This is a genomic window from Mycobacterium sp. E342 (assembly GCF_001667665.1).
Taxonomy (GTDB): Bacteria; Actinomycetota; Actinomycetes; order Mycobacteriales; family Mycobacteriaceae; genus Mycobacterium.
Map to the genome: position 1 here is coordinate 50325 of NZ_LZJM01000199.1, position 11540 is coordinate 61864.

At 67.2% G+C, this 11540-nt stretch carries 14 protein-coding genes; 2 read left to right on the forward strand and 12 right to left on the reverse strand.

Translation table 11 applies throughout. The annotated features are described in order from the left end of the window. Nucleotides 1-3: 3 nt before the first annotated feature. The 6 genes from A5692_RS14485 to A5692_RS14510 all read right to left on the reverse strand — a co-directional run bounded on the left by A5692_RS14485 (nt 4) and on the right by A5692_RS14510 (nt 5515). Nucleotides 4-819 (reverse strand): NAD(P)-dependent oxidoreductase, encoded by an 816-nt coding sequence (locus tag A5692_RS14485; protein ID WP_068057060.1) that lies wholly within the window; start codon nt 817-819, stop codon nt 4-6. Then, entirely contained in the window at nt 816-1715 is a 900-nt protein-coding gene (locus tag A5692_RS14490) for an alpha/beta hydrolase (RefSeq protein WP_068057062.1), read from the reverse strand. The genes A5692_RS14485 and A5692_RS14490 overlap by 4 nt, the downstream gene beginning before the upstream one ends. After that, complete coding sequence (locus A5692_RS14495) at nt 1712-3367, reverse strand: OB-fold domain-containing protein (RefSeq protein WP_068057064.1); 1656 nt, start codon at nt 3365-3367, stop codon at nt 1712-1714. Before A5692_RS14495 ends, A5692_RS14490 begins: the two co-directional genes overlap by 4 nt. A 108-nt stretch (nt 3368-3475) precedes the next feature. Further along, complete coding sequence (locus tag A5692_RS14500; RefSeq protein ID WP_068057066.1) at nt 3476-3796, reverse strand: hypothetical protein; 321 nt, start codon at nt 3794-3796, stop codon at nt 3476-3478. 130 nt (nt 3797-3926) lie between these two features. Beyond that, nucleotides 3927-4223, reverse strand: a complete 297-nt coding sequence (locus A5692_RS14505) for a ferredoxin (protein WP_068057068.1) — start codon at nt 4221-4223, stop codon at nt 3927-3929. After that, nucleotides 4220-5515, reverse strand: a complete 1296-nt coding sequence (locus tag A5692_RS14510; RefSeq protein WP_068057070.1) for an NADH-ubiquinone oxidoreductase-F iron-sulfur binding region domain-containing protein — start codon at nt 5513-5515, stop codon at nt 4220-4222. The genes A5692_RS14505 and A5692_RS14510 overlap by 4 nt, the downstream gene beginning before the upstream one ends. Before the next feature lie 36 nt (nt 5516-5551). On the opposite strand from A5692_RS14510, the gene A5692_RS14515 reads away from it, so the two are divergent. Next, nucleotides 5552-6025 carry a hypothetical protein gene (locus A5692_RS14515; RefSeq protein WP_068057072.1) on the forward strand — a complete coding sequence of 158 codons (474 nt, stop codon included), beginning with the start codon at nt 5552-5554 and terminating at the stop codon, nt 6023-6025. A gap of 5 nt (nt 6026-6030) precedes the next feature. Here the strand turns inward: A5692_RS14515 and A5692_RS14520 are convergent, their stop codons facing one another. The 6 genes from A5692_RS14520 to A5692_RS14545 all read right to left on the reverse strand — a co-directional run bounded on the left by A5692_RS14520 (nt 6031) and on the right by A5692_RS14545 (nt 11102). Beyond that, nucleotides 6031-6897: an alpha/beta fold hydrolase gene (locus tag A5692_RS14520; protein WP_068057074.1), complete on the reverse strand. Its 867-nt coding sequence runs from the start codon at nt 6895-6897 to the stop codon at nt 6031-6033. A 15-nt stretch (nt 6898-6912) separates the two neighbouring features. Beyond that, nucleotides 6913-7311 (reverse strand): Rieske 2Fe-2S domain-containing protein, encoded by a 399-nt coding sequence (locus A5692_RS14525; protein WP_046181758.1) that lies wholly within the window; start codon nt 7309-7311, stop codon nt 6913-6915. Between the two features lies 1 nt (nt 7312). After that, nucleotides 7313-8458, reverse strand: a complete 1146-nt coding sequence (locus tag A5692_RS14530; RefSeq protein WP_068057076.1) for an amidohydrolase family protein — start codon at nt 8456-8458, stop codon at nt 7313-7315. A 29-nt stretch (nt 8459-8487) separates the two neighbouring features. Next, on the reverse strand, nt 8488-9579 hold the full coding sequence (locus A5692_RS14535; protein WP_068057091.1) for an amidohydrolase family protein: 1092 nt from the start codon (nt 9577-9579) through the stop codon (nt 8488-8490). A gap of 239 nt (nt 9580-9818) precedes the next feature. After that, entirely contained in the window at nt 9819-10712 is an 894-nt protein-coding gene (locus tag A5692_RS14540; RefSeq protein ID WP_068057078.1) for an NAD(P)-dependent oxidoreductase, read from the reverse strand. A 9-nt stretch (nt 10713-10721) separates the two neighbouring features. Further along, nucleotides 10722-11102 (reverse strand): carboxymuconolactone decarboxylase family protein, encoded by a 381-nt coding sequence (locus A5692_RS14545; RefSeq protein ID WP_068057093.1) that lies wholly within the window; start codon nt 11100-11102, stop codon nt 10722-10724. A 192-nt stretch (nt 11103-11294) separates the two neighbouring features. Between A5692_RS14545 and A5692_RS14550 the strand changes: the two genes are divergently transcribed. Continuing rightward, nucleotides 11295-11540 (forward strand): acyl-CoA dehydrogenase family protein (locus tag A5692_RS14550; protein WP_197514463.1); only part of this gene is annotated, 246 nt, incomplete at its 3' end.

Below are 11540 nucleotides of genomic sequence, written 5' to 3' on the forward strand. Positions count from 1 at the left end.
CCTTCATCGGGAAGTGCCCATCATGGCCAGCGCGGCGTCGGCCGCCTCCAGCACGGCGCCGCCGCTCGCCCCGGCCCGTTCGGCCAGGTCGACCACCAGGCGAACATCCTTTTGCAGCAGCGTCCCGGCCACACCCGCGAGCCGGTCCAATCCGCCGATCCCGCCAAGGGCGTTGAGCGCGAAGCTGTTCCCGCTGCTGCGGGAGACGACTTCGGTGAGGCGGTCCGGGTCGACGCCGAGGGCGCCGGCCAGCGACAGCGCGGTCGCCGCGGTGGCCAGGTGGGCGGTGAACAGCAGGTTGTTGAGCAGCTTGGTGGTTTGACCGGAACCCAGCTCCCCGAGGTGGACGATCGGATCGGCATAGGTGGCGAAGACGGGGCGGCACCGCTCGACGACGTCGGCGTCGCCGCCGACCATCACCAGCAGGCGCCCCTCGGAGGCCGCGGGCCCGCCGCCGCTCACCGGCGCGTCGATGACCGAGATGCCTTGGGCTGCGGCCTCGTTCGCCAGCTCCCGGCAGGTATTGGGGTGCACGGTGCTGTGCACGGCGATCACACCGCCCGGCCTCATGGCCGCCAACAGCCCGCGCTCGCCGTTCGCGATCTCGTCGATGTCGGCGTCGCCCACGACGCAAAGGCAGACCAGATCGCTGGCCGCGGCGAGCGCGGCCGGTGACTCGGCGACCTTCGCCGCCGTGTCGGCGAACGGCTCGAGGGTCGCGGCTCTGCGCGCCCACAGCGTCGTCTCGTAGCCGCCCTCGAGGATCCGCCGGGCCATGGGCCCGCCCTGACTGCCCAGGCCGATGAATCCGACCCTCATCCGGCCTCCAGGTCTTCTTCTGTGCCAAGGGAATTCGCGTGGGCGGCCACGCAGTCGTCGGCGAACGCGAACACCTTCGCGTGATAGGCGGCGGCGGTGTGGCCCAGGCTCATGTTGTGCCCCGCATCGGGCTGGCGGTGCACGACGAACCGGGGTGAGCCCGAGAACAGGCTCTCGATCTCGGCCACCGCGGAAGGGTCGTTCTGCCAGACCTTTTCGTGTTCGGCGATGCTGAATTGCACGGGGACACGGACGGCGGGGGCGAGCGCCGGGAAGTCCTGGCGAGCCCAGTTGGACACCATCTGGTCTTCGTAGGACGGCGCCGTCGGAGAGACCGTAACGCCGCTGAGGACCTCGGGCGGATACAGGCTTTCGGGATGCCACAGCAGCTCGCGCAGGCCGGCCGGGCGGCGTTCGCGTGTCGCGGTTTTCAGGATGTCCCTCGCCGCCGGGTGATAGCGCCGGCCCGTACCGGCCAGTTCGATGCCCAGCAGATCGGCGCCGCGCTCGTCGGCGCCCATCCGCATCACGAGTTCGCACCCGCCGGAATGCCCCATCAGGAACAACCCCGCGCCGCGAGGCCGATCACCGAGGATGCGGTCCACCGCGCCGTAGGCGAGGTTGATCCGCTGCTCGGGCAGCGCCATCGCCTCCGGGTAGGGGGCCGAGCTGCCGTAGCCGGGCCGGTCGAGGGCCACCACGGTGAATCCGGCCGCCGCACCGGTCCGCAGCAGGGACAACGAAGGGTGGCCCGGGCAATCGAAATAGACCGCGGTGGTACCTCCGCCGTGGATCGCGACGATCACGGCCTTGGGTTCGGCGGATTCGGCGATCAGCGCCGACATCGGCACGCCGTCGACGATCACCAGCCTGGGGCTGGGCGCCGGGCCGCTCATGTGTCCGCCCGCAACAACAGCACGCCGCTGGGGGTGAGGCCGCCGCTGCTGACCACGCCGACGCGGGCGTCGGCGACCTGGCGGTCGCCGGCCTCGCCGCGCAGCTGGGCGACGGCCTCGTGGACCAGGCCCATGCCGTGGGTGCGGCCGTGCGAGAGCTGGCCGCCGTGGGTGTTGAGCGGCAGCTGGCCGTCGCGGGCGATGTTCTTGCCGCCGTCCAGGAACTCTTTGGCCTCGCCGATGCCGCAGAAGCCCAGCGCCTCGATCCACGACAGGCAATTCATGGTGAAACCGTCGTAGAGTTCGGCGACGTCAACATCGTTGGGGCGCAACGTGGTACGTGTCCACACGTGCGCGGCCTGGCCCAGCACCTGCGGCTCATGGGTCAGGGTGCTCTGGTCCCAGTCGATTCGTTCGATGATCTGTGTGCCCACCGCCTCCACCAGCACCGGCGGCTTGGCGAGGTCCCGTGCGGCGTCGACGGCGGAGACGACGACCGCTATCGCGCCGTCGCACGGCACGTCGCAGTCGTACAGACCGAATGGCGTGGTGATCGGCCGCGCGTTCAGATAGTCATCCATCGTCATCGGGCTTCGATAGACCGCCGTGGGGTTGAGCTCGGCGTTGGCCCGCTGGTTCAATGCGATCCAGCCCAGCGTTTCCTTCGTGGTGCCGTAGCGGTGAAAGTGCCGCTGCGCGTTCATGGCGAGCGTGTGGGCCGCCGACGTGGCGCCGAACGGCATCAGCCAGCCGGCACTTCGGCCCATCGACGGGTTGATCTTGCCCTGTTTCATCAGTTCGTTGAAGGTGGCTTCCCACAGCGTCCGGAAGCACAGCACGTGACGGGCCAGCCCGCCGGCGACCGCGAGCATCGCGGCGATCAACGATCCGCCCGGGCCGAACGTCTCGATCCCGCCGTTGTGCCAGACCGGCCGGATGCCCAGGGCGGCCTCGAGCGAGGTGACCCCGCCCTCACCGAAGCCGCCGAGGTTGCCCCCGCCGGGATACGTTGACAGCCCGTCGATGTCGGCGAACGTCAGCCCGGCATCGGCGATCGCCGCCTCGCATGCTTGCACGGTCAGCGCCAGCGGCGGTTGCATCAACCGGCGCCCGATGGGCGACATCCCGATTCCGGTCAGCGCGACCTTGTCCTCGAATTTCTCGGTGGTCAGCATCGGGCGGACGTATTCGCCGAAACGCTCGGGCGCGATCTCGTCGGCCGGCAGGGGTGCGCGCGCGGAATCCGCGGTCGGCCGGAACAGCGGCAGCCACACGTCCTCGGCCGGTTCGAAGACGACCTCCAGCTGTTGGCCGAGTTCGAGCTGATCGGGATCGCACTCCACGACGTTGGTGGTCAGCCGGACCCGGGGGTCCTCGGCGATGGCGACCTGGGCGATCACGTAGGGCGCCGGCATGCCGGGCAGGCTGAACCGGTGGTTCACGGTGAAGCCGGCGAGCGTCGCCCTGCCGGAGACCGGCCGCACGCCCATGTCGCGCGATCGGCAGTACCGGCACACCGGAGCCGGGGGATGGATCAGTGATTCGCAGCAATTGCATTGCTGCAGCCGCAGCGTGCCGTCGGCGCCCGAGGTCCAGAAGAATTCGTTGTCCTGGGTGATCAGGGGCAACGGTCGTCCCGGCGCTGCTGACACGTCACCTCCGCGAGCCGGACGGCCCCTCGGCGCAACTTGGTAGGACCGTTATACGAATCGGAGAATTACGTTATCACCCGCCGGCCGGCGCGATCGAGACACGCCCCTTCACAGCGGCACCCAGACGCCGCCCACGTAAATGCCCCATTGGTGGAAGCCGACACTCCACATCGGGGGCTCCGAGGTCCACCACGGCTGTGGCGGGGGCGGCGGCACATCCTGCCCGGCGAATGACGGAGCGTACGGCGGCGGGGGCGTATACCACGGCGGCGGCGCCGGCGGCGGCGGCTTGCACTCGAGGGTCGCCGGATTCCACGACATGTTGTGATCGCAGTCCGCCGAGCTGATTGCCGGCCTCGCGATCACCGCGACCGCCATCGCCACGAAGGCGACCGCGACGGCGGCCGGACGACGAACGAACCACCTCATGGTGGGCCTCCCAGCGGGGCCATCCTGACCTTGGCTGGTGTCAGCCTATTCCGTTGACACCGCCATGACCAGGTGGAACTTCCGGGGGCGGCGACAACAGCGCTGCGTGATCAGCGCGACGCGAGACGGCTCACCGGGTGAATCCCCATTCCGCCTCGTTCTCTTCGGTTTTGAGGTGCTCGGCCGGGTCGTCCGCCTCGGTGAGCGGCGGGTGTGGTGCGGGGGACGTGCGCTCACCGATCTCGGCGATCGCGTGTACGGGGCAATCCATCAATGCGCGCATGACCGCGTCGCGATCCGCCTCCGCGACGGTGCCATCACCGATGAGGGACGCGTAGCCCCAGTCGTCCAGCGAGAAATATCCGGGCGCGTATTTCGCGCAGATTCCGAAGCCGTCGCAAACGGTGCGGTCCAAACGGATCCTCATGCGGGCCTCACAGCTTCCGCCTGGTAGGGCCGATCGGCGCGGAACGCGCCACGGGTGCAGTTCGGGCACGCGCCGTCGAGATGCGTGGCGACTTCCCCGGGGAACTGTCCGAGCAGGCTGGCGGCGACGTTGGTGGCGGCGTCCAGCGTTGCGCACGCGCCACGTCCGCGCAGCAGCACCGACCAGCGGCGTAACCGTTCGACGTCTTCCGTCGTCGCGGCGCCGTCCCGCAGCGCGCCGGCCACGGCGGCCATCGCGGCCGTCCCGTTGAAGCACGACCCGCATTGCCCGGCGTTCTCGCGGTTGAAGTAGGCCAGCACGGACGCCGCGACCGCGACGGGGCAGTCGTCGGTGATCACCGAGATCGCGCCGCAACCCAGGCCGCTGCCGAGCCGCCGCATCGTCTCGTGGTCCAGCGTCGTGTCCAGCACGGCGCGGTTGAGCAGGCCGGCGAAGTAGCCGCCCATCAACGCCCCGCGCACCTGCTCCAGCGGAACGCCGTGTAACGCAAGGAGTTCGGTGAACGGCGTACCGTGCGGGAGTTCGTAGAGAACCGGCGGGCGGCCGGCCCCGGTGATGGTCGCCAGGAAGGTGCCCGGGGACAGCGTCGTGCCCTGCGAGCGGAACACCGTGGCGCCGTGGCTTTGCAGGTAGGGCAGGTTGGCCAGGGTCTCGACGTTGCTCACCAGCGTGGGTCGATCATCGACGCCGGTTTCGAAGGGGCGTGGTGGCTTGTCGGTCGGCTTGGCCGGGCCGCCATTGATCGCTCGGACGGCGGCGGTTTCCTCGCCGGCCACATACCCGGGCTCTACGGTCACCACGCCGACCGCGAGGCCGCCCAGCGCGTCGGGATCGAGCTCATCGAGCGCGGTCTCGACGCTGTGCGCCGATTCCGGGTCGGACACGTAGACATAGGCGCGTTCGGTGCCGACGATCGCCGCGGCCAGCCGGAGACCGTCGATGATTATGTGGGGCCGGTTGCGCAGCAGCCAGCGGTCTTTGATCGAAGCCGGTTCCCCCTCTTCACCATTCGCGACGACCACGGCGCCGCCGGCAATACGGCCGTTATCGCGCACCGCACGCAGCTTCACGGCCAGCGGAAAGGCGGCGCCGCCACGACCGACCAGCCCGCTGGCGTCGACCTCGCTCAGCAACGCGTCGGCGTCGGCCAGCGGGCGGTATCCGCCGAGGCGTCGATACGCCGCCAGGTCTTCGCGCTGTTCGCTCAGCAGCCGGGATTCGCTACCGGGCAAGGTGGCGGTGGTGATAGGAGTGGATTGGGTGGTGTTCACGGCTGGCCTGCCATCGTCTTCGTTAGGCTTGCGCACATGCGAACTGCGGTGGTGCGCGTCAACGTTGATCCGGAAAGCGTGCTCACCGCCGCACAGCTACGAGACGGCATGGCTGCGCTCCTTGAACTCGCTGGTGCGGCCGGCGCCGACGTGGTTCACAACGATCTCGCTGCCATGCCCCCGAGCCGCCGCGAGGTCGAGTTGCTGATTGCGGCCGAAGACGGCGATGCGGCCAGAAACACCGCAATTGAGTTGTGCGCCAAAATATTTGGAGACAAGGCGGTTCCCGGGATCGTCACCTTCATCAGCCGGGGAACCGACGATGACGCGCACGGTGTGCTGTCCGGCTTCGGGCTCACCGGCGACATCGAGCGGACCCCGGGTGACGACGGTTTCGACATCGTGCACGTGACGCTGCGTGAGGAGGACCTCGAACGCATTCCCGAGAGCCGGGTTCACACGGCGCTGGAGGCGTCGCTCAACTGCGAGGTTCACATTCGCACCGTGTAGGGACTTCACGAACCCAGGAAACCAAGTATCGCGGGCGCCGCCTGCACCCACGTGTCGAACATGTTGAAGTGCTGCACCCGGCCCGCCGCGCGGTCCTCGGACGCACGCTCCCAGGCGTCCTCCGGCCAGGGCGGATCGATGAGCTTCGACCCCTTGATCAAGCAGCTGACCTCCAGCGACGTCCGCTTCGGGTGATCCATGTCGTTCTCGCCGCCGCGAATGATCAAGGTGGGCACCTTGATTCGGTCGAACATCTCGTCCTCGACGCCCGGGATCGTCTGTCCCGGTTTGGAAACGAATGCGTTGAGCCAGCGCAGCATGACCTTGAGGAACTCGTCTTTGTCGAAGTCGAGGAAGCGCTGCTTGTTGTTCGGGTTTTCCTCGATGCGATCGCGCCACTCCTGCACCTTCACCACGCCGTCCATTCCGGTGCCGCGCACCGCGAGAATGCTCGGGATGATGTAGAAGGAACCGAGCACGAAGGTGCCGTAGATGCCGCCGACGATGTTCCAGACCACGAGCTTGGTGACCATCTCGGGGTAGAGCATCGTGGTCAGCATGGAATCCCTTGCGCCGCCGGAGCCGCCGGCGAGAATGCAGCGCTCGAAGCCCAGCCCGGTCACCAGCTTGTGCAGCGTCTCGGCGCGCATGTGCGATTCGCTCTGACCGTAGAACTGTACGTCGGAAGCGCCGCAGTTCGGCCTGTCCCACAGCAGCACGCGGTAGCCGCCGGCGGCGAGCGCGTCGGCAAGCGGACGCAGGCCCTCGATCTCCTTGCTGAACCGGCCACCCGGCGTCAGGGCAATGAGATCGCCTGAGTCGCCGAGGATTTCGTAGACGACATTTCCCCCGTTGATCTCGATTGAAGGCACCCGATTCTCCTGTAGTTAGGCCTGCACCAGAACGTCGTTGCCGACGACGCGCACCGGATACGTCCGGATACTCCATTCGGGCTTGACCGCGGTGGTGCCGGTGGCCAGCTCGAAACCCCATTGGTGCCAAGGGCAATAGATATACTCCAGGTCGCGCACCATGACCGAGTCGCCCGGAGCGGTCTCGTCCACAATCGTGCGTCCCCGCGCGCGGCCGGAACAGAGCGGACCGCCTTGGTGTGGGCAATAATTCGCGATGGCATAGAAGCTGCCGTTGACGTTGTAGACGCCTACGCCGTGCCGCCCGATGGGCACCAGCTTGTGCTTGCCCGGCGGGATCTCGTCCACGGTCGCGACGACATGCTCACGGCCCTGGGCGAGACGGGGCTCGGGCCGTTTGGTCTCTTCGGTCAATTCAGAGCACCCGGGTTTGACCCTCGAGGACCGGAACGGTCTCGGGCAGGTGGTAGGTGGCGATGCCGTTCTTGTACATCACCGCGTCCCGAGCGTGCTTGGGCAGGTGCTTGACCAACCAGCGGGGGTCGTCGAACGTCCAGTGCGGGTAGTCCGAGGAGAAGAGCAGGATCTTCTCGCACTCCATCCATTCCAGCGCGCGGGTCAACTCGGTCTTGTCTTCGGGGTAGTCCAGCGGCTGGGTGGTGAACTTGATGTGGTCCTTGACGTACTCCGACGGCTTGCGTTTGATGTCGACCCACGACTTGCGTGCCTCGTAGATCGAATCCATCCGCCACATCAGCGGCAGGATCCAGGTGAAGGCGTGCTCGACGAACACGATCCGCAGGGTCGGGAACCGGTCGAAAACGCCGTCGAAGATCAGGCTCATCACCTGGTTGGCGGCCAGCAGCGAGTAGGTCACCATGAAGTCGTGGTTGTAGCTGGGGAATCCGACCGGCGGGATCGGTAGCTCGTCGAACTGGCTGCGCGACAGGTGACAGCTCACGGTGATGTCGTGCTTGGTGGCGGCCGCCCAGATCGGGTCGTATTTTGGGTGCCCCCAAGACGGCCGCGGCTCAGCCTTGATCAGGATCTGAGCCATGTAGGGGTGCCCGGCCCAGCGTTCGATTTCGCGCGCGGACTCTTCCGGCTCCTCGATGGCGGCGCAAATCGAACCGCGCCACCGCTCGTGCCAGTTGTTGTGGCTGTCCAGCCAGTGATTGGCCTGCCAGTCGTTCAGCGCGGCCGCCATCGCGTGCTGCGCTTCGGGCAGGCGCGCCGGGTAGGCGCCGGGTTCCAGGATCGCGATGTCGGAGCCGGCCTCCATGATCAGCTGACGAAACGCCATGTCCGGGTCGCTGCAGGGGAATTCGCCGTTGGGCGGGAACGAGTCCACGCGCATCGCGTAGGAGTGCGCGTAGTCCGGGGCGTCGTAGTAGATCTGCTCACCGATATTGCGAGTGAGGAAGTACTTGCTGCGCCATGGCTCGGGGATGTACGGCACGAGCTCTCCGCGCTTGGGTGCCGGGTGGACATCTGAGTCGACGCATCGGACGGCTATGCGCTCGGCAGCGGGAACCCGCTCCTGCGAATGGGTCAACGTCATCTGAAACTCCTCGGTATCACGTCGTACTTCTACTGTGCGCCCACCCCGGCGGGAATGTCTATGTGGTAGAGCTGCGCCGCGTTGCGCCAGCACAACTTCTCGCGTTGTTCGGCGGAGAGGGCGCGGGGAAGCTTCTTGATATCGCCGCACTGCCAGTGCGGATAACTGGAGCCGAACATCACCATGTCGTCCTTGCCGGTGAAGCCGAACCATTCGCCGGCGAACTCGGTATCGCCGGGACCGTCGAGGCTGCCCTGGACGAAATACACGTGACCGGGCAGGTAATCGCTGGGAATCCGCGGTGCCCACGGTGTCTGCTCCAGGTGCGGCCGGCCGAACGTGTCCATCCGCCAGATGAACGGCGTCACGAAGTCCGCCGCGCCGTCGCCCCAGACGAACTTCAGGCCGGCGAAGCGCTCGAACACTCCCTCGGCGATCATGTTCATCAGGTGATAGATGTAGTTCAGCGCCATGAAGCTGACGTACTGCTCGTAGGTACGAGTGTTCCCGTTGGGTGTCGGCGGAAAGGCGATGCCCGACCCGACTTCGATGTGCGCAGCAACGGGAAGGCCGGCGTCGACCGCGGCTTCCCACAGCGGCCAGAACTGGGGCTTGCCGAAGAGCTCGCGGGATTGCAGCGGCACGCCGATCTGGACCACCCGAGGGTGCCCACGCCACTTCTCGATCTCCCGCAGCGCGCCGGCGATGTCATCGGGGTTGACCCGGATGGTGCCGCGGAACCGCTCGCCGAACTCGCTGTGCTCCAGCCAGTCCGACACCACCATCTCGTTGTGCGCGGCGTGCAGCGCGCTGCCCAGGTGCCGGTCGGGCATGATGCCGCGGGCCATCGGGTGCAGGACCGCCACGTCGACCCCACGCTTCGAAAACAGTTCGTGGGCAACGAGTCCCGGATCGGAACCGGGATACTGCCCGTCGGGACCCTCGGTGTTGGGCGCATACTCACCGCCCGGGGCGCCGTACCAGTCCATCTCGTAATCGGGGAAACCGCGGCTCTTGAAGGGCTCGCGCAAGACGCTCCGCAACGCTTTGTTGGACGGAAAGAAGATGTGCACGCTGGCGTCGATCAGCGGCGTGCGGGTTCCGTCGGCGTGTTCGATCACGAAAGCCACCCTCCGGCTCGGGCACTCAAAGTGAACCCAGTCGGGTCATATGATAGACAACCTAACATTCTTCTCGAGGGCCAATCAATGGGGTTTTCGGTAAGCGTTTCGTTTAATCATCGTCCCTGGTAGTGGGCGCTTTCGCCGTCCTGGTGCAAGGATCGTTCTTGAAACTGGATAATACCATTCTCCGGCCCGTGGATCAGGGCCATCGGCCTCTATCCAGGACGATTGACCGGCTACGCCGACGGCCGGCCCACAATCACTCCGGCGACCTTCTCGAGTGGTTTGATCACGGTCGTGAAGTCCGAGTCGGCGCCCTGGTCATCGGCGGTCGCCTCCCAGATGAGGCCGATCGTTGCGGCCACGTCCGTCGGCACGCCAAGCGCTTCCGCTTCCTCCAGGTACAGCCGCACGTCCTTGACCATCAGTCCGGTGGCAAACCCGTAATCGAATGTCCGGGGGAGGATCGCGCGGGGGAATTTGTCCCGGCTCGCGCTCGTCGCGCCGGAGCCGGCGTTGAGCACCTCGATCATCACGCCCGGGTCGAGCCCGGCCTTGACGCCCATCACCACGACCTCGGCGGTCGCGGCCAGGACGTTGGCCGCCAGGATGTTGTTGGCCAGCTTCATCGTCTGCGCCGAACCGGGTTTGGCTCCGACGTAGAAGGGCCGGCCGATCGCCTCGAGCGCGGGCCGGACGGCATCGAAACCGGCGCGTGGACCGGACACCATGATCGCGAGGGCGCCCTTTTCGGCGCCGCCGACGCCGCCGCTGACCGGGCTGTCGATCGCCACGATGTCCCGCTGAGCGAGGCGGTCATGGATCTGATTCGCGGCGCGGCTGCCGACGGTGGACAGGTCGACATAGCGCTCGATCCGCTCGCCCTCGATCACACCCGCCGCGCCGGTCGCCACCTCGAGCGAGGCGGCCGGCGTGGGGAGGCTGGCCAGCACCGTGTCGGTGCGGTCGGCGACGTCTCTCGGCGACGACGCGGGACGCGCCCCCAACGCGACGATGCGCTCGAGCGCCGCTGCGCGCGTGTCGAAGGCGACGACATCGTGGTTCTCCTGAATCAGGCGCCGCGCCATCGGAAAACCCATGTTGCCCAGCCCGACGAAGCCAAGCTGCACGACGGTCCCCTAGTCCCGCTCTAGTTCGGCGAACGCCTCACCGGCGATGCGGAAGCTGTCGACCGCGGCCGGCACCCCCGCGTAGATGGCCACCTGCAGGAAGATTTCGCGAATCTCCTCGCGGGTGACGCCGTTGGTCAGGGCCGCCTTGACGTGCGTGCGCAACTCGTTGGGCCGGTTCAGCACCGAGATCATCGCCAGGTTGAGCATGCTGCGGGTCTTGTGGGACAACTCGTCGCGGCCCCACACCGCGCCCCAGCAGTACTCGGTGACGAGATCCTGCAATGGCTTGGTGAAATCGTCCGCGCCGGCCAGGGCGCGGTTGACATACTCCTCGCCCAGCACCGCCGAGCGGATGTGCAGCCCCCGTTGATAGGTCTCGCGATCCAATGTCTTCTCCTTCGTCCGGGCGCCGGTGTCGCAATGCCCCGAGCGCAGTCTCGCATCGCAACCGGTCAACGCGGTCGAGGTCGATAGCCGCCGGGCCGTCGTTGTGACCCCATAACCCGATTGCGAGATTATTACTTCCGCATGCGAGAATGATATTCTCGCGCTGGCGGTGATGACAGGGAGGCGGCCTTCATGCTGTTGGAGTTCGACGCCGATCAACGGCTGTGGCAGAAGACCGTTCGCGACGCCGTCGCCAAGCAGTGCCCGCCCGCACTGGTCCGCGGCGTGGCCGAGGACGGCGTCGACCCCCGTCCCTTGTGGAAGTCGTATGTGGACCAGGGCTGGACCGAGCTGAACGACCCCGCCAGCGCCGTCGAATTGGCCATCGTGCTCGAAGAATTGGGGCACGCGACCGACCCCACCCCCTTCCTGGCGACG